We start from the raw sequence: 15,046 nt of genomic DNA, 5'->3' as shown, positions 1-15,046 counted from the left end.
GGCCGCGCCGCGGGGCGCGGCCGCCGTTCCTCACCTGGCGATCTTGGGTCGCCTGAGTGGAGCGAAGGCAACCCCGTAGGTCGCCTTAACGACGGGCGCTCGTGGCAAGGTCGTGCGGATCGGCTAGAGGGTCCGACTCGCGTGCCCGAGCAAGGGCTAACTGGACAGAACCGCAGGTCAGCGCCTACGGCGGCTAGGACCACCCGATGTCGGGAACGCTCGCCCAGCGGACCGAGGGCGGCGGTAGCTCCTCCAGGAACGCGAACTCGACAACCGCTGGCCGCAGTTCCGGCAAGAAGATGAACGACTCCGGTGGTAGTGCGGTGTCGTCGGGGTTCCAACTGTCGTGCACGAGGGTCACGTCATCGCGGCCAGCGTCGCCGCGGGTCATCCAGGAGTGGAGCCGGCGGTGCTTGTCGAGGGCGACCAGCACGGCGGCGGCCACCTGGTGTTCGCGGTTGAAGTGGAACCGTAGGTTCGCCGAGGGCGCCGTCTCCCCCTGGGGCGTGAGGTACATCCTGGCCACCATGGAGTCGTCGCCCTCGGCCTCCAGCAGCTTCATCAGCGCGACCACCCCGCCCGCGTTGTCGAACGTGACGGTGTGGACGGCGCCGGACAGGTAGAACACCCCGGTCGCTTGCAGGTACCGGTCGTCGGGCCTAGCAAGGTCCACCTTAGCCAGGCTGCGGCCGGTGGTTGAGGTCATCGTGCGTCTCCGGTCAGCTTCACCGATGGTCGGCCCTCGTCGATCTCGCGCGGCGACCAGACGGCCAGTGTCGCACCGTCCGGCAGGATCGCCGGCACGATAGCGGCGCAGGAGTAGGGCTGTGGTGCCTCGGTGCCGCACACCCCGCGAGGAAAGTTGATCACCAGCACTCCCGATGTCAGACCCTCGGCGCGCATTAGTGCGGCCACCTTGGTCTCTACATGATCGACCACGTTGGGCCGAACCGGCGGCTGCACCACCCCGATCTCATAGAGGACCGCCAGCACCCGCTCCGAGTCGGCGTCCCGCCCGCTCTCGATCCGATGCTCGCTGCCGTCGGCGTCGTAGAACAACCCGGTGGTGATCTTGGCGTCCTTGATGGTGGCGTACCGGCCGGCCGCCCAGGTGGCGTCGCCGGCCGCCGCGGCGATGTTCTCCGGGCAGGAGTCGCCGCTGTCGGCCTCGGCCTGCGGCCACCACGACGGGGTGTAGCTGCACGCGAACCGGCCACACGATGGCGCCCACACGAAGTTCAGCAGGAACCACAGCGCCGCGACCAGAACCACGATGCCGGTGAGGGACGAGACCGTTCGGCTCAGGGGTCGCAACGCCACAGTTTCGTAGCGTCCTGTGTACTGAGCGTGGCCAGCAAGGACCCCCACCCGTTCGGAGCAGCGGGAGCCGGCACGTGCCGAGGCTGCGGGATGGGCGTGCGGTCCTGCCGTACCCTGGAGTACGTATCTCTTCGCCGAGGTCAAAGCCCCCGGCCGACGGGCCGGGGCGGCGGAGAGGAGCCGCCTCGGCGAAGGGCAGGCAACCGGCCGTGAACATCGACGACGCGCACATTGGGCGCCGTGTCTAGCGTTCGTCTCCTGAGTACAGGAGGTGGACGCGGTTGTGGCTATGAGCTGCGGCTATGCCCTTGCCCGTGATCGTTCGCGGGTGCGCCGGACGTGGTGGTGGCGGCCGTGAGCGGTGTGGCGCAAGCCTTCCTGGCTGGCCTGTTGTGGGCGGTTGCGGTGCTGATCATCGCGAGGTGGTCGAATTCTACTTGTCTACTTGAACCGGACGGATCTCCTGTATGACCTGCAAGAGACGGTGCGGCAGCTTGGGGCAAGCACTCACTGCTTATACCCCGCCACATAGCGTCAAGGCCAAGCGCTCCGCACGCGCAGCACTCGGCGGCTGGCTCATCGGCTCACCGATGACCAGGTGCGGGAGCTGATCGCCGCGTTCGAGGCTGGCGAAGCTACCCGTCTGGAGCTGGCCGAGCGATACGGCATCGGTTGTACCAGCGTGGCTAAGTTGCTGCGCGAGTGGCGTAAGCGTCAAGCTCAAGAAGGTGCAGCGTGGGCAGGCCAAACCCTCTGTTGATCAAGTATTCGTCATGGGTGCAGAAAGATCAATTAGCCTACCGTCTGTACCCGCTACCTACTCCACCCGCACCCGGTTTGCTGCCAATGCCGAACCGGCCACGATAGCGACCAAACCCAGCCCGGTACTCCAAGAAATGTGTTCACCCAACAGGAGCCAGCTCAGCACTACGGCTACCCCTGGCGACAGGTAGAAGGCCAACGTTGCCCGCGCCGGCCCAGCGTGCTTAATCAAGGAGTAGTTCAGGTTCAGGGTGACGCCAGTAAAGACAATGCCCAAGGCCAAGAGTGCCACACTGCTTGTCGGACTCGGCCGAGCATCTGGTAGCGCCAGCAAACCCGGAACGAGCAGCATGACTACCGACACCATCATGGCGACGGTCGCAATGCCCAAGGGTTCAGCAAACGTCAGCTTGTTATGAATGAGCAGCGCGCCGCAGGCGTAACAGAGTGCCGCGCTGACCAGTAGTACTCCCCCGAACAATGCCCGCGTGCCGCCGCTCAGGTCTACGCCGAACAGCAACACCAAGCCAGCGAAGCCGAGCAGCAGCCCGAATAATCCGAGGATGCCTTGTGGCCGTTCATCAGGGTCAAACTTGAGCGCCAGCATAGCGACGAACAACGGTTGTGCGCCAATGATGATGCCTGCCAGTCCGGGTGACAGCCAATGTTGCCCAATGGTTAGAAGGGTTAATGGTGCCGTGGCTTGCAGCAGTACGGTTATGAGTACCCAGCCGGGCTGTTGTCTGATCGCGGGCAGTACGCCCCGCTTCAAGGCGAACGGCAACAAGAACAGTGCGGCCAGAGTGACGCGACCCAACACCACCAACACGGGCGGAAAGCCACGTAACGCGAAGTCAATAACCAGATAGGCCCCACCCCACAGCAATGACAGCGCGACAATACCGGGCCATATCCAACGGCTGGTGTGGATTGCCAACTGTCGGCCTAGTGCACCGAATGAGTCAGAGCCTGAACGCTCTCCAGATGAGCATATGGCTTGAAGGCTGGTAAGAGTTCACGTACCCGCCGCTGATTCCGCCCGGATTCCGTCAGCAGTGCCAACTGCCACGCCTCTTGCAGCGTATCCGCGGCGGCTTCGGGTTCAGACGGGTTCGTAGCGCGATTGGTCTCCATCATCTGAGCGGTGGCCAGGTCAATCAGCGTGCCCGAGCGTTCGCGGACGTACTGTTCCGGTAGCAACTCGCAGGCTGACTGGAGCGTGACAACAGCGGCCTGGCCGTCGCCAAGTCGCATCAGGCAGCGACCCTTCAGTCTGGCGGCATGTTCCTGAGCATTGAAAAAACCAAACCAGTGCGGCACGGTGTCAGGCTGAACAGTGTCGAAAAGTTGCTCGGCTTGCGCCAAGGCTTTTGCGCCAGCTCGAGGGTTATCGGCAAAGGCGTAGGCTTCGGCCATTGCTTCATACAGCCAGGAGCGGACGGCCGGATTAACGCCCAGGCGTGGGCTGTTGGCAATCCGCAGAGCACCGTCAAGCAATCGGACTGCTTCATTACCACGCTTGGCGTGCAAGTGAATGTAGCTCATCACCCCGAGCACGTAGGCGTGCAACGTCGGGTCTTCGCCTTCTTCGGCACTGGATAGCGCAACAGAGCAAAAGTGACGTGCCGTCGGGTAATCCTGACTGTCAATGGCGAGCCAGGCCGCGAGTTGGGCGGTATCGCCAAGCAACGCGATGTACCGGCCATACAACTTGGATGGCACCTGATCGGCTGCCGCCAAGAGCCGGTTGAGATGGGCGACGGTATCACCGTAGACCGCACGGGCACCGGCTTGATAGTCAATCTGCCGGTAGTTGTCCGTGAGGGACTCATACTGCGTCAGTAGTTCGGCACGCATGGGCACTCTCGCATGACTGTGTTCAGACGATCCAATAATGGCATTGGTGCCGTAGTTCAGACCGGCAGAAAAATTCCACGTCGGTTGCTGGGTGTTCGGCTGTGGTAGATCAGCTTGCCACAGTAGCGGCGGCTCCTCATCGGCAAACAGCTTTTGCAACCGCTCCTTGCTCACCCCCAGAAGACGCGCCAGCTTCGGCCACAGGTACGGCCATGGGACGTGTTCGCCAGCCTCCCAGCGCAGCACCGTCGAGCGATCAACGTGCAAGGCTTCGGCCAGCGCCTCTTGGGTATAACCGGCAGCCTTGCGCGCAGCCACCAGCTTCCGGCGACGCTGGGCCACCATACGGGCACCTCCAGTCAGGGCGGTAGATGGCCACCGTAGCACCTGGACGGACGTTAGCCCAGGTCAGGTGCCAAAGTGCCGCTTCGCTGCCGCCGAAGTCCGCTGTTGCTGCTCTGGTCGCGGCCTCCAGACGGGACGACGCTTGTGGATCAAGGCACCCGGCGTCGGGCCTCTCCCGACACGGCCGCCAAGCGCCGGTTCCGCTTGGAGTGCGTGATCTTCGGCGCTGGCTCTACGGCGGCCGTTGCCCCGGCGCTGAGTGCCTGCCGACGTAGCCGACAGCGGAAGCGCCTGACAGATGTCTATGCCGATCGTGTTCCTTCTAGTCGTCAGTACGGCCGTGTTCGTCATCCGGTTGACGACCAGGCTGCGTGGTCAGCGGCGGGAAGTTCGACGGTGAACGTGCCACCTCCAGACGAGGCTGCCCATGCAGACGGCCGGTTGATGCATGACCTCACCGTGGTCAACGGCCAGCTCAGCCGCTACGTGCTCAATTACCTCGATGCCGATGCCGGACAGGTTGACCCAGTAGGCGCGTCCGAGGAATGGGCTATGGCTGAAAAACTCATTGCTCTTGCCAGGCGCATGCAAGCCCGGGCCAAGCGCCGGGCTGCCTTGGGTGAATCGCCGTTATCCGTCGAAGGAGCCACGACACCACGACAGCTTACGAACGGCACCTAGACGGAGTAGCGATGACCATCTACCACCAACCCGAACTGATCGACGTTGACACTTCCGGTAGGCCCACCACGCGGTCATTGACCTGTTCGGCAACGCTCAACGAGTTGCTTATGGCCGGGCCGCACGGTTCGTGCCGCGAGCAGGCTGTCTGGTGGGAGCGGATGGCGGAGTTGTTTGAGCTCAGGGCGGTGGAGCTTGCTGATCGGGGCTTGCCGAGTTTTGGCAAGAATATGGTGTGGCTCGCGGAGTACCACCGGCGGCGGGCAAAGGAGTTGGCAAATACGCCGGTTCGAGCCCGTAAGCTTCTACCCCTACGCGGCTCGGTGAGGCATCCATGACTTTCTATGAGCAACCCGAGCACGAACTGACCGACAAAGAACGACCGCTGGCCGCGGTCATTGGGATGAGCGAGAAGATTCCCTGTGGCTTCCAGATCGGGATACCGATGCACGTTGCCCACGCCATTGAGCTGGTGGACGAGCTGTTCACCGAACATAAGCTACCCTCAAGTACGAGCTGCTTGGTGAGCTGCGGTTGTGGAAATAGCACTCCGAGCAAGGTTTGAAGTTCTCGCAGCAATGCGACGTGCTCATGCAGAAGGTTATTCGGTTGGTGGATAGTACCTGCAAGCACTGACTACGGAGCCAGCCATGAGCCTGGTGATTGAGTCTCAGCCAATGGGTAGACATCACCGACGGGATGAGGATGTCACCTTAGCCGTCCAGCAATACGAATATTTAGTGCGGCTGTTGCAACAGCACAAGCCTGCCGAACGGTCGGGGTTGTGTTTGGTGTGCGGTATTGGTTGGCCGTGTGTTGAAGCGCGATTGGCTGCTGGAGCCAGGCTCGGCAGGGAGTGACGGAAATTCGGTCCTGCCTGGCGGCAATACTTTTCTACCCTCGCAGACAAGGAGCGCCGACCGTGACCGCGGTGTGGATGGTGCCGCACTGTGCCCTGACTGCGCACGCATTCGACCGAGCCGAGCTGGCGACCCTGCCGCAGGTGTCGGCCCTGCGGTGGTGCGGCACGTGGCCGGTGGCCGAGTTGGAGGAGAACGAGCTGGCCGAGCGGTGCCGGCTGTGTCAGCGCGCGGTTGACGAGCTGGAGCGGAGCAGCCCATGAGCCGGGCGGCCGGCGTCGGGCCTTTCGGTGACGGCCGCCCTTCCAAGGTAGACAGTCCAAAGTAAAGGGATGTGAGTGCGAAGTGGGAATCGTCCGCAATGGTCACGAGGCTTCGGACCGGTGGTCGTACATCAGGCGCTTTCTTGGCGGCGTTGCCGGCATTGCCGATGACTTCCTCGGCTGGTGGTGGCGTGGAAAGGACACGTTGAGCCCGGCCGAGTTGGCCGCCGCCCACGAGCAATGGGCGGACCGGGCCGAGTGGCGCCTGGCGCAGCGGGCCGAGGAACTGGCCAGTGACCGGATCAAACGCTATCTCGTGACATCGTGGACTGACTCCGTGGCCTATACCAGCCGGCGCTTGGCTGCGCAGGCGCGGGGCGAACTGTCCGAGTGGATTCCTCAGCGGGAGCGGCGTCCCGACCTGCACACCGAAGCCCGTGCGATCTTCGCCGACATCCTCACCGAGCTGAACATCCAGTCTCAACCGACCAAGGAGCAGTCCTCGGTGGTGCACCTGCGCAAGGCCGGATAGCCATGCCGACGATCGGCACGGCCGGCACCGACAACGGCAACCAGGACGGGCGCGAGAACCGCGGCGGCGGCGAGGATTCGTCGCGAGAACCGTAGGGCGGTGGTCCGAGTGAGCACCGGGCAGAAGCCGGTCGGGGCCGATCTGTTGCACCTGTTCGGCCCGTGGCTGGCCGGGGTTGAGCTGGCCGCGGGGCGGTGCCTGCAATCGACTGAGCCGGCCGCGAGGCAGTTGCTCGGCCAGCGGTGCGGCGTGGAGGGCTGCCGGTCGCTGGTGTGCGGAACCGCCGATGATGATCTCGCCGAGCACCTGAGCAGCCATCGGCGGCGCTGCCATGGGTGAGATCGAGCGGCGTCGGCCGCGGTCGGCCGATCGACTCGCCGAGGCGCTGGACGCGACGGCCGGCGAGTTGGCACGGCGCACCGAGCCGGTGCCGACCACTGCGGCCGACCCCGACACCGTTGATCTGCTCGGCGCGCTGGCCCGGCTGCGGAAGCTGTCCGAGCAGTTGCAGCGGGACCTGACGGAGGGCAAGGAGATCTCCAACGCGCGTTGGGAAGCACTCGCCGCGGCGTTCTCCGCGGCCAGCGAGGAGATCCGCGCGCGGCTCTGGCTCGGCGACGCCGTTGTGGACGGCGACATCGCCGAGCCCGAGCCTGGGACGGAGCCGGGCTGATGTGGCGGTACGTGGTGGACCGACCAGGCGGCTACGCGCACGCCGTCCCGAGCGGCCTTGACGCTCCCACGCTCTGGGCGGTGTGCTTGCGCACGATCAGCTCGGCGACGGCCGTGGACGCCGATGAGCGGGTGCCGCACGTCTGCGCCGTGTGCCGCGCGTTGGCGCACGATCTGGCCAGGCTCGACGCGGCCGACCGACCGCTCCGGTCCAACATGGACGCTGTATGAGCCCATGGCCACGATGCCGAGCCATCCGGGTGGGCGGTCGCTGTGGCATGCGTCGATCGACCCAGCGCGGCCGGCTGAGGTCACCGGACCGATCCTGGCGGCGCGGTGCGCGGAGTGCGAGCGGAACAGCCACGTGTGGCACCGGGTGCAGATGGAGCGGTTCAACGGGCGGGTGTCGCTGCGGCGGTACGTATGCCGGTGCGACATGTGCGGCCGGTGTGACGCGCGGCTGGTCAAGATCCGCATCGACCGGGGGTAGGTGGGAATTCCCTTCCCCGTTTGTGCACTCCGGTGCGGCCGTTCTATTGCCCCAACAACTGAAATCGAGAAACGGAAGGACTTAGGAATTGGTAGAGCTATGTTGGGCACAATTGCCGAGCGGGGCGCACTGCACGCTACCGGCCGGGGCACAGCGGCGACCACATCGCCGAGTCCGGCCGGACGGGCAACATCATTGATGCGTCACGTGAAGCGGTGCCCAGCGACAGTACGGGCGGTGAGACCGTGGTCAGGGGCGGCCCGTGTGTCGTGCTGGCGCTGGCACTGGCCGCTGGATTTATCGCGGCCGTGGTCGGAATCGTCGAAGATTCGCTTTGGTCGGGCTGACGATAGACCCCGGGCGCCCGTTCTTATTCGGTGAGCAATGCGCGGAGCCGGGTCTGTTGGCGGGTGATCTCCTCGGAGATGATCTCGCACCGGTCGGCGACGGTTCCCATGTAGACGGCGGGTGCGTCGGGCGGGAGCATGCGCCACTGCGGCCATCCCGCTCCAGCCGGCACAAATGATCATGCAATCGGCGGACCTCGTGCTCGGCCGACCGGCGGCACGCGACCCCACTGTAGGACCTGTGCCGGAGAGTACGACTCGCCGGGCTGGTTTACCGACGGGCGCTGCCGAAGCGACGGGTGCTCGTCGGCGGGCGGCGGGCGGGACGGTCCTGCCGTGCCGATCCCCTGCTGACCAGGCTGATGATGAGGCCGGCGATCGCGACGACCAGGGCGACGCCGAGCACGACCCAGAGCAGGGTGACGAGGTTGTCGGTAAGCGCGTCGTAGAACTTGCCGGCCAGCTCCGGGGACCGGCTGCGGGCGGTGAGCTGGCTTCGGCCGATGAACAGGAGCAGCTGGACCAGCAGCACGGACAGGGCGACGCCGATGCCGGCCACGGCCAGCGTGCGCCCACGCCGCGGCGAGATGAGCAGGCCGATGACGAGGAGCGCGATCACCGCGGCCGGCAGCGCGACGCTGAGCGTCTCCATGGCATCGAACGCGGGCACGGCGTTGCGCACCGCGGCCCGGGAGAACATCGGCACGGTGGCGTCGACGTCGGGCAGCTGGTCGGCCAGCGGCACGCCCTCGGCGACCAGCCGGGCCTTCACGTCCGCCACGACGTTGCCGAGGTCGAGCAGGACGGTGTCGTCCTCGATGCGCAGGCCGGCGGTGGTCTCGCCGCGGAGCATGGCCAGCACCTGGGGATGGGCCGTCCGGTTGGCCGCGATCCAGGCCGGCCGGAACTGATCGCTCTCCACCACGTTGGTGACGGCCGACCGGACGATTCCGCGCACGGAGTCGGGCAGCGGCCGGTCGCCGGGGCCGAGCCGCTGGCTGATCTTGTCGGTGACCTCGGTGATGATGGCCTGCCGGACGGCGGGGTCGTCGGCGAGCGGCGTGACGGCCTCGACGTACCGGTCCTGGCTGGTGATCTCCCGGTCGAGCGCGTACACGGCCACCGCGGGACCGGCCAGCAGGCAGCCAAGCACCACCAGCACGGTCGCGAGGACGGAACGGGATGTGTCCATCGGCTCCCCAATTCGGTCGCCGGCACCTTACCCCGGGCACTAGCGTCCGCTAGATCCGATCTAGCGGGTGGTCGTCCGGTTCTCGCGCCTACGGGTTGACCGCTGGGAGACCCGAGAGGAGGCGCGGCGATGGCACGGGATCCGCTGCGCGTCGCGGTGATCATCGGCAGCACGCGCCAGGGACGGGTCGGCGACCGCGTCGGCCGCTGGTTCGGCGGGCTCGCCGCGCGGCGCGCCGACGTCGAGGTGACCGTCGTCGACCTGGCCGACTTCGCGTTCCCGGCGAGCTATCCGGACACGGCCACGCCGCCGATGATCGAGTTCGCCGGCCGGGTCGGCGCGGCGGACGCGTTCGTCATCGTCACGCCGGAGTACAACCGCAGCTTTCCGGCGTCGCTCAAGCAGGCGATCGACTTCGCCTACGACGAGTGGCGGGCCAAGCCGGTCGGCTTCGTCTCCTACGGCTGCGGATCCACCGGCGTGTACGCCGTCGAGCAGCTGCGCGGTGTGTTCACCGAGCTGCAGGCCACGACGGTGCGCAACAGCGTCGGCTTCAACCTCCTCGACGGAGGGTTCGACGAGCGGTGCCGGCCGCCCGACCCGGACCGGGCGGCACGGGCCGCGACAACCATGCTCGACCAGCTCATCTGGTGGGGTTGCGCGCTGCGGGACGCAAGGGCGGCGCGCCCGTATGTCTCTTAGCATCGAAAGGGGAACACCATGGCAACTGACCTGGCGATCGAGACGTCGGGCCTGGTGAAGACGTTCGGCAAGACCCGCGCGGTCGACGGGATCGACCTCGCGGTGCCGGCGGGCACGGTGTACGGGGTGCTCGGCCCCAACGGCGCCGGCAAGACCACCGCGGTGAAGGTGCTGGCCACCCTGCTGCGGCCGGACGGCGGCGAGGCCAGGGTCTTCGGCCACGACGTGCTGCGCGAACCGGACGAGGTCCGCCAGCGGGTCAGCCTGACCGGGCAGTACGCGTCGGTCGACGAGGACCTGACCGGCACGGAGAACCTCGTGCTGCTCGGCCGGTTGCTTGGCCATCGAAAGCCGAGGGCCCGGGAGCGGGCCGCGCAGCTGCTCGAGGCGTTCGGCCTGACCGAGGCGGCCGACAAGCAGGTGAAGAACTACTCGGGCGGCATGCGGCGGCGCATCGACATCGCCGCGAGCATCCTGAACACCCCGGACCTGCTGTTCCTCGACGAGCCGACCACGGGGCTCGACCCGCGCAGCCGCAATCAGGTCTGGGACATCGTCCGGGCGGTGGTGTCCCAGGGCACGACCGTGCTGCTGACCACCCAGTACCTCGACGAGGCCGACCACCTGGCCGCGCGCATCGCGGTGATCGACCACGGCAAGGTGATCGCCGAGGGGACCAAGGGCGAGCTCAAGGCGTCGGTCGGCGCGGGCTCGGTGCACGTGCGGCTGCGGGATCCGGGGCAGCGTCCCGACGCCGAGCGGGTGCTGACCGGCTGCCTGGACGCGCAGTTGCAGCTTGATCCCGACCCGGTGGCGCTGACCGTCCGGGTCGGCGGCGAGGGCAATGGGCACAACGCGGCCGAGCAGGCCTCCCGCGCGCTGCACGAGCTGGCCCGCGCCGGCATCACCGTCGACAACTTCTCGCTGGGACAGCCCAGCCTGGACGAGGTCTTCCTCGCCCTCACCGACCGTTCCGCCACGACCGAGGAGACCGCGGCATGAGCGCCCCGACCATCACCGAGACCCGTCCGGAAGAGCTGGCGCCCGTCTCCGCCGAGGACCTGGCCAGGGTGCTCGTCGACACCGAACGCCCGCCCCGGCCCGGCGCCCTCTCGGCGGCCGTCACGTTCGGCTGGCGGGCCGTGCTCAAGATCAAGCACGTTCCCGAGCAGCTGTTCGACGTCACCATGTTCCCGATCATGATGGTGCTGATGTACACGTACCTGTTCGGGGGCGCGCTGGCCGGCTCGGTCACGGCGTACCTGCAGTTCCTGCTGCCGGGCATCCTGGTGATGAGCGTCGTGATGATCACCATGTACACCGGCGTGTCGGTCAACACCGACATCCAGAAGGGCGTGTTCGACCGGTTCCGCACGCTGCCGATCTGGCGCCCTGCCCCGATGGTCGGCTACCTGCTCGGCGACCTGTTCCGCTACGTGATCGCCTCAGTTGTCATGCTCGCCGTTGGCCTGATCATGGGCTTCCGCCCCGGCGGCGGCGTGACCGGCGTCCTGGCCGGCGTCGCCCTGCTGGTCGTCTTCTCGTTCGCGTTCTCCTGGATCTGGACGATGTTCGGTCTGCTGATGCGGACCGAGAAGGCCGTCATGGGCATCAGCATGATGGTGATCTTCCCGGTCACGTTCCTGAGCAACATCTTCGTCGATCCCAGGACGATGCCGGGCTGGTTGCAGGCGCTGGTCAACAACAACCCGATCACCCACCTCTCGGCGGCGGTCCGGGGTCTGATGGCGGGGCAGTGGCCGGCCACGGAGATCGCCTGGACGCTGGGCTGGGCCGGCGCGCTCGTGGTGATCTTCGGGACGTTGACGATGAGGTTGTACAACCGCAAGTAGCCGTGCCCGGGGGAGAAACGGCCACCCGGTGTCTACAGCGGACGCCGGGCGGCCGGCCGCGGTTACCGGCGCCAGGCCACCGTTCCGTCGTACCGGCAGGTCACCCCGGTCGACACGCTGTCCCGCAGGTGCGCCGCCAGCTCCGGATGCTGATCGTCCAACTTCCGCAGCGCGTCCCGGATCCGGGCCGTCACGGTCTTCCTGGCCCGCTCGGTCTCGTCCCCCAGCCGCCGGCTCCGCCCGGCGAGACCCACGGCGGCTCGCAGCTCGTCAAGCAGCGCTTGCCGCTCCCGGTCCAGCTCGGCCGCCCGGCCGTCGTCGCCGAGCTCCGCCGCCCGGTCGATCTCTTCGTCCAAGGTGGACAGGCGACGCCGGTACGCGGCACGTGCGGTGTCGTCCAGGACCGCGTCCCCGCCGAGCCGCCGGGCCGCGACGACCAGCTCTCCGCCCGACGGGTCGAGCAGCTCCACGGCCGGGACGTCCCGGCCCGGCCGGCCGAGCAGGACGTGCAGGTCGCGCAGGCCCTTGGCGTCGGGCACGTGCACCGTCCGCCCGGCCATGGTCAGGGTCCACACCGAACCGGTGCGGCGGAACTCGTTGGCCGCGGTGGACTCGGCGCGAAGATCCCGCAGCCCGTGGAGGATGTGGCGCATGCCAAGCGCGCCTGCGTCCCGTTCCACCTCCTCCAGCAGCGAACCGGGTGATGCGCCGCGGGTCAGCAACACCCTGGCGAGGTGGAAGCGGGCCTCGACCGACCATGGGCGGGCGCCGAGGAGGTCGGCCGACCGGTAGGCGGCCGTGAGCCCCGAAACCGCCTCGTCCCACCGTTCCCGGGCGGCGTCGATCAGTCCCAACCAGAGGCTCATCGGCCCGCTGATGTCGCAGCCGTACAGCGACACCACCCATTCGCCTGCGTACGGTGCAAGGTCGGCCCGGGTTCGGTCGCACAGCGCGGGGTCGCGCGTGGCGGCGGCCACCTCTGCCCGCAGGCGCAACCACAGGGACAGGAACGCGCGGTCGGACGGGCCCGAGCCGCGCTCGGCCAGCAGGCGCACCGGAAGCTCCAGGTTTCCGCGGCGGACGGCGGAGATCGCCTCGAGCAGGCGCGCGTGCCGGTGGCCGCTGCCGGCCAGCGCGCGGTGCAGGTCGTCCAGATCCTCGTACCGGCCCTGCAGGAGCCGGAGCGACCAGCGAATGTGCAGCTCCATCTGGGTGAAGGAGGGGTTGGTCTCCTCGAACGAGGCCGCGGCGTCGAGCAGGGCCTCGGCCTCGGCGAACTGCCCGGTGAGGGTGGCGATGATGCTCCTGTCGATGGACGCGGCCATTGTGGACAGTGGCATGCCGTTGCGGTTGGCGAGGGCGACGAGCTGGTCGAACTGGTCCCGGTACCGGGGATCGCCCTGCTCGACGAGGGCCACCCAGCGGAAGGAGGACGCGAACAGCTCCATCTGGTAGTCGGACGTCCGGCGGGCGACGGTGATCAGCTCGTCGGTGAGGGCCTCGCGTTCGGCGGCGGTGCCGGGGCCCCACATCGCGTCGTGGCGGGCCCACAGGCTGAAGCCAAGGGTCTCCGCGTCGTCGCCGGTGCGGGCGAGGGTCGCGACGCGGACGGCCAGCTCCTGGGCGAGGCGGTCCGGGGAGGCGTCCGGCTCGGCCGCGCCGACCAGGCGGGTGTGGACCTGGCGGACGAGGTCGGCGACGAAGGGGCGGCGCTGCGCCGCTTCGTCGATCCAGCCGTAGAGGGTGAGGGCGACCCTGGCGAGCAGCTCGGGGTCGTCGAGGTCGCGGGCCACGGCGACGACCTCCTCGAACAGCCGCCAGGCCTCGTCGCGGCGGGCCTGGTGGTAGCAGGTGCGGGCCAGGTCCAGGCCGACCTTGACGCGGCGGCGCGGAGTTTCCGCGAGGTGGTAGGCGCGGCGGTGGTGGGTGATCGCCTCCTCGTCGGCCAGGCGATGGGTGGCGTCGCGGGCGGCGGCGAGCAGATGGTCGACGGCGCGGGCGGGCTCGACCTCGGGGCCGGCCAGGTAGGCGTGGTTGGCCAGGTCGCCGGGGACGACGAGGTCGGCGAGCGCGGGCGACCGGTCGATGGCGTGGACGACGGCGGCGTGCCGGCGGCGGGCGTCGGGTTTGTCGAGCGAGTCGTAGAGGGTCTCGCGGACGAGGTCGTGCGCGAAGGCGAAGCGGCCGGCGCCGAGCGGCAGCACGAGGCGGGCGGCCTGTGCCTCGTCGAGCAGCCGGTCCACCTGGGGAACGGGGGCGGCCGCGGCGGCGGCGAGCACCTGGCGGTGGAACTCGCGGCCGAGGACGGCGGCGGTGGTGAGCAGCTCGGTGACGGGCGCGGGGAGCAGGGAGATGCGGCGGCGGAGGGCGTCGCGTACGCCGGGGGCGATGGCGGTGATCGAGCCGCCGGTGTGCCAGAGGCGGGCGGTCTGCTCGACGAAGAACGGGTTGCCGCCGGTGCGCCGGTGCACCTCGGTGACCAGGTCGGCGTCGGGCTCCCGGCCGACCGTTCGAGCCATGAGGGCGCCGACGTCGGCCCGGTCGAGGCCGGTCAGCGTCACGGTGGTGGCCTTGGCCTGCAGCGGGACGATCAGCGAGCGGAGCGGGTGCCCGGCGGACTCGACCTCGACGTCGCGGTAGGTGCCGATCAGCAGCAGGCGCTCGAACCAGGTGTGCTGTGCGGCGAACTCCAGCAGCGCGATCGAGGCGGAGTCGGCCCAGTGCAGGTCGTCGAGCACGACGACGACGGGACGGGCGTGCGAGACGGAGACCAGCGCGGTGGTCACGGCGTCGTAGAGCGGAAAGCCCTCGGTGGCCTCGGCGGCCGGCGACTCGCCGAGCAGCGCCGCAAGGCCGGGGCCGGCGGCCCGCTCGGCGGCGGCGTAGTCCTCGGCCGGGACGGCGCGCCGCAGGCCGCGGACGACCTGCACCCACGGCCAGTAGCCGGGCGCGCTGTCGGAGTCCCAGCAGGATCCGTGCAGCACCAGCGCGCCGAGCTTGCGCGCGTCCTCGGCGGCGCCGGTGACCAGGGCCGTCTTGCCGATCCCCGGCTCGCCCGTGACGAGCACGAGCCCGCCGTGGCTGTCCACCGCGCGGCCGATCTCCGCGCGCAGGATCCCGGCCGGATGGTCCCGCCCGATGAGCGCCCCCGTCATGAGGCAGACCGTACC

General features: G+C 68.1%; 18 protein-coding genes. 12 read left to right on the top strand and 6 right to left on the bottom strand.

Going from position 1 to position 15,046, the window contains the following annotated elements:
* Nucleotides 1–193 precede the first annotated feature (193 nt).
* The 4 genes from VGX25_RS00580 to VGX25_RS00565 all read right to left on the bottom strand — a co-directional run bounded on the left by VGX25_RS00580 (nucleotide 194) and on the right by VGX25_RS00565 (nucleotide 4,284).
* Complete coding sequence (locus VGX25_RS00580; protein WP_326915496.1) at nucleotides 194–673, bottom strand: hypothetical protein; 480 nt, start codon at nucleotides 671–673, stop codon at nucleotides 194–196.
* Between the two features lie 29 nt (nucleotides 674–702).
* Complete coding sequence (locus VGX25_RS00575) at nucleotides 703–1,320, bottom strand: DddA-like double-stranded DNA deaminase toxin (RefSeq protein WP_326915495.1); 618 nt, start codon at nucleotides 1,318–1,320, stop codon at nucleotides 703–705.
* Between the two features lie 817 nt (nucleotides 1,321–2,137).
* Entirely contained in the window at nucleotides 2,138–3,019 is an 882-nt protein-coding gene (locus VGX25_RS00570; RefSeq protein ID WP_326915494.1) for a DMT family transporter, read from the bottom strand.
* An 8-nt stretch (nucleotides 3,020–3,027) separates the two neighbouring features.
* The gene (locus VGX25_RS00565) at nucleotides 3,028–4,284 is read right to left on the bottom strand and encodes a helix-turn-helix transcriptional regulator (RefSeq protein ID WP_326915493.1); all 1,257 of its coding nucleotides are present in this window, start codon (nucleotides 4,282–4,284) and stop codon (nucleotides 3,028–3,030) included.
* A 444-nt stretch (nucleotides 4,285–4,728) separates the two neighbouring features.
* On the opposite strand from VGX25_RS00565, the gene VGX25_RS00560 reads away from it, so the two are divergent.
* The 9 genes from VGX25_RS00560 (at nucleotide 4,729) to VGX25_RS00520 (ending at nucleotide 7,782) form a co-directional block, all read left to right on the top strand.
* On the top strand, nucleotides 4,729–4,965 hold the full coding sequence (locus VGX25_RS00560) for a hypothetical protein (protein ID WP_326915492.1): 237 nt from the start codon (nucleotides 4,729–4,731) through the stop codon (nucleotides 4,963–4,965).
* 11 nt (nucleotides 4,966–4,976) lie between these two features.
* Nucleotides 4,977–5,303, top strand: coding sequence for a hypothetical protein (locus VGX25_RS00555; RefSeq protein ID WP_326915491.1), 327 nt, complete (start codon nucleotides 4,977–4,979; stop codon nucleotides 5,301–5,303).
* Nucleotides 5,300–5,530, top strand: coding sequence for a hypothetical protein (locus VGX25_RS00550; RefSeq protein ID WP_326915490.1), 231 nt, complete (start codon nucleotides 5,300–5,302; stop codon nucleotides 5,528–5,530). The genes VGX25_RS00555 and VGX25_RS00550 overlap by 4 nt, the downstream gene beginning before the upstream one ends.
* Nucleotides 5,531–5,887: 357 nt before the next feature.
* On the top strand, nucleotides 5,888–6,088 hold the full coding sequence (locus VGX25_RS00545) for a hypothetical protein (protein WP_326915489.1): 201 nt from the start codon (nucleotides 5,888–5,890) through the stop codon (nucleotides 6,086–6,088).
* Nucleotides 6,089–6,170: 82 nt separating this feature from the next.
* Nucleotides 6,171–6,620, top strand: a complete 450-nt coding sequence (locus tag VGX25_RS00540) for a hypothetical protein (protein WP_326915488.1) — start codon at nucleotides 6,171–6,173, stop codon at nucleotides 6,618–6,620.
* Between the two features lie 108 nt (nucleotides 6,621–6,728).
* Nucleotides 6,729–6,959 carry a hypothetical protein gene (locus VGX25_RS00535; RefSeq protein WP_326915487.1) on the top strand — a complete coding sequence of 77 codons (231 nt, stop codon included), beginning with the start codon at nucleotides 6,729–6,731 and terminating at the stop codon, nucleotides 6,957–6,959.
* Nucleotides 6,952–7,293, top strand: a complete 342-nt coding sequence (locus VGX25_RS00530) for a hypothetical protein (RefSeq protein ID WP_326915486.1) — start codon at nucleotides 6,952–6,954, stop codon at nucleotides 7,291–7,293. The genes VGX25_RS00535 and VGX25_RS00530 overlap by 8 nt, the downstream gene beginning before the upstream one ends.
* Nucleotides 7,293–7,523, top strand: a complete 231-nt coding sequence (locus VGX25_RS00525) for a hypothetical protein (protein ID WP_326915485.1) — start codon at nucleotides 7,293–7,295, stop codon at nucleotides 7,521–7,523. Before VGX25_RS00530 ends, VGX25_RS00525 begins: the two co-directional genes overlap by 1 nt.
* Before the next feature lie 4 nt (nucleotides 7,524–7,527).
* The gene (locus tag VGX25_RS00520) at nucleotides 7,528–7,782 is read left to right on the top strand and encodes a hypothetical protein (protein WP_326915484.1); all 255 of its coding nucleotides are present in this window, start codon (nucleotides 7,528–7,530) and stop codon (nucleotides 7,780–7,782) included.
* Nucleotides 7,783–8,400: 618 nt separating this feature from the next.
* Here VGX25_RS00520 and VGX25_RS00515 read toward each other — a convergent pair.
* Nucleotides 8,401–9,321, bottom strand: coding sequence for a hypothetical protein (locus VGX25_RS00515; protein WP_326915483.1), 921 nt, complete (start codon nucleotides 9,319–9,321; stop codon nucleotides 8,401–8,403).
* A 129-nt stretch (nucleotides 9,322–9,450) separates the two neighbouring features.
* On the opposite strand from VGX25_RS00515, the gene VGX25_RS00510 reads away from it, so the two are divergent.
* The 3 genes from VGX25_RS00510 to VGX25_RS00500 are packed head-to-tail and all read left to right on the top strand — an operon-like array spanning nucleotide 9,451 to nucleotide 11,876.
* Entirely contained in the window at nucleotides 9,451–10,023 is a 573-nt protein-coding gene (locus VGX25_RS00510) for an NAD(P)H-dependent oxidoreductase (RefSeq protein ID WP_326915482.1), read from the top strand.
* An 18-nt stretch (nucleotides 10,024–10,041) separates the two neighbouring features.
* Complete coding sequence (locus tag VGX25_RS00505) at nucleotides 10,042–11,025, top strand: ATP-binding cassette domain-containing protein (RefSeq protein ID WP_326915481.1); 984 nt, start codon at nucleotides 10,042–10,044, stop codon at nucleotides 11,023–11,025.
* Nucleotides 11,022–11,876, top strand: a complete 855-nt coding sequence (locus VGX25_RS00500) for an ABC transporter permease (RefSeq protein ID WP_326915480.1) — start codon at nucleotides 11,022–11,024, stop codon at nucleotides 11,874–11,876. Before VGX25_RS00505 ends, VGX25_RS00500 begins: the two co-directional genes overlap by 4 nt.
* Before the next feature lie 62 nt (nucleotides 11,877–11,938).
* Here the strand turns inward: VGX25_RS00500 and VGX25_RS00495 are convergent, their stop codons facing one another.
* Complete coding sequence (locus tag VGX25_RS00495; RefSeq protein ID WP_326915479.1) at nucleotides 11,939–15,031, bottom strand: ATP-binding protein; 3,093 nt, start codon at nucleotides 15,029–15,031, stop codon at nucleotides 11,939–11,941.
* Between the last annotated feature and the right edge of the window lie 15 nt (nucleotides 15,032–15,046).

The sequence above is a fragment of the Actinophytocola sp. genome, assembly GCF_035942955.1.
Classification (GTDB): Bacteria; Actinomycetota; Actinomycetes; order Mycobacteriales; family Pseudonocardiaceae; genus DASYTH01.
Note: the sequence above shows the minus strand (reverse complement) of the source record. Positions and strands in the feature narration are given on the sequence as shown.

Excerpts from the sequence above, each read along its gene's own strand:
- VGX25_RS00510 (WP_326915482.1), top strand. The coding sequence starts at position 9,451 with ATGGCACGGGATCCGCTGCGCGTCGCGGTGATCATCGGCAGCACGCGC.
- VGX25_RS00565 (WP_326915493.1), bottom strand. The coding sequence starts at position 4,284 with ATGGTGGCCCAGCGTCGCCGGAAGCTGGTGGCTGCGCGCAAGGCTGCC.
- VGX25_RS00515 (WP_326915483.1), bottom strand. The coding sequence starts at position 9,321 with ATGGACACATCCCGTTCCGTCCTCGCGACCGTGCTGGTGGTGCTTGGC.
- VGX25_RS00500 (WP_326915480.1), top strand. The coding sequence starts at position 11,022 with ATGAGCGCCCCGACCATCACCGAGACCCGTCCGGAAGAGCTGGCGCCC.
- VGX25_RS00560 (WP_326915492.1), top strand. The coding sequence starts at position 4,729 with ATGCATGACCTCACCGTGGTCAACGGCCAGCTCAGCCGCTACGTGCTC.
- VGX25_RS00555 (WP_326915491.1), top strand. The coding sequence starts at position 4,977 with ATGACCATCTACCACCAACCCGAACTGATCGACGTTGACACTTCCGGT.
- VGX25_RS00495 (WP_326915479.1), bottom strand. The coding sequence starts at position 15,031 with ATGACGGGGGCGCTCATCGGGCGGGACCATCCGGCCGGGATCCTGCGC.
- VGX25_RS00530 (WP_326915486.1), top strand. The coding sequence starts at position 6,952 with ATGGGTGAGATCGAGCGGCGTCGGCCGCGGTCGGCCGATCGACTCGCC.
- VGX25_RS00550 (WP_326915490.1), top strand. The coding sequence starts at position 5,300 with ATGACTTTCTATGAGCAACCCGAGCACGAACTGACCGACAAAGAACGA.
- VGX25_RS00505 (WP_326915481.1), top strand. The coding sequence starts at position 10,042 with ATGGCAACTGACCTGGCGATCGAGACGTCGGGCCTGGTGAAGACGTTC.
- VGX25_RS00520 (WP_326915484.1), top strand. The coding sequence starts at position 7,528 with ATGGCCACGATGCCGAGCCATCCGGGTGGGCGGTCGCTGTGGCATGCG.
- VGX25_RS00525 (WP_326915485.1), top strand. The coding sequence starts at position 7,293 with ATGTGGCGGTACGTGGTGGACCGACCAGGCGGCTACGCGCACGCCGTC.